The organism is Paracoccus litorisediminis (genome assembly GCF_009711205.1).
Lineage (GTDB): Bacteria > Pseudomonadota > Alphaproteobacteria > Rhodobacterales > Rhodobacteraceae > Paracoccus > Paracoccus litorisediminis.
The window spans coordinates 1-1083 of record NZ_WMIG01000065.1; the positions used below are offsets into that span (position 1 = coordinate 1).

At 57.7% G+C, this 1083-nt stretch carries 1 protein-coding gene; it reads left to right on the top strand.

Translation table 11 applies throughout. From position 1 onward, the window contains the following. Window positions 1-1011, top strand: a 1011-nt coding sequence (locus GL300_RS26065) for an IS3 family transposase (protein WP_155042580.1), incomplete at its 5' end; no start/stop codon positions are given. Window positions 1012-1083: the final 72 nt, after the last annotated feature.

Sequence of the window (1083 nt, forward strand, 5' to 3'; positions counted from 1 at the left end):
AAGCATGAGCGGGGCTGGGGGCGACGACGCATGAGATATCCAGCCTCTGAAAAGCTTGAGATCATTCGGCTGGTCGAGGGCTCGCATCTTTCGGTGCGACGCACCCTGACAAAGCTGGGGATCGCACCTACCACCTTCTACCGCTGGTATGATCGATACGTGACAGGTGGCCCCGAAGGGCTTGAGAATCGGCCAAGTCGGCCGAGCCGGGTCTGGAACCGGATCCCCGATGAGATGCGGGGCCAGATCATCGAGATGGCTCTGGATGAACCGGAGCTGTCGCCCAGAGAGTTGGCCGTGCAGTTCACTGATACCAAAAGCTATTTCGTGTCAGAAGCTTCCGTGTATCGGCTCCTGAAAGCGCATGACCTGATTACCAGCCCGGCCCATATCGTGATCAAGGCTGGCGAGGAGTTCAGAGACAAGACCACGGCGCCGAACCAAATGTGGCAGACCGACTTCACCTATCTCAAGATCATTGGCTGGGGTTGGTTCTATCTCTCGACCATTCTCGACGACTATTCCCGCTACATCGTCAGCTGGAAGCTTTGCACCGATATGAAGGTGGCCGATGTGACCAGCACGGTGGGCATGGCGCTGGATGCATCGAGCAGCGGCGGTAGCAGGCCACAGCAAAAGCTACGTCTGCTTTCCGATAACGGCGGTGCTTATATCGCGGGGGATCTGGCCGACTGGCTTGAGGAAAGGGGCGTCGAACAGGTCCATGGCGCGCCGGGACATCCCCAGACCCAGGGCAAGATCGAGCGCTGGCACCAGACGCTGAAGAACCGCATCCTGCTCGAGAATTATTACCTTCCGGGTCAGCTCGAAGAGGCAATCGCCGCCTTTGTCGAGCATTACAACAACCATCGCTATCACGAGAGCCTCGGCAACTTGACCCCGGCAGATGTCTATTTCGGGCGTGGCCCCAAAATCCTGGCAGAAAGGGAGAAGATCAGAAAAGAGACCATCCAGAACCGCCGCTTGAACCATCAGCGTCAGGCGGCATAATCTCAAACCGGTGCGCCAGGACCCTCTCGTCCAAAATCAGGCCGCCTGTTCCAAATCATTCGACGACGGACA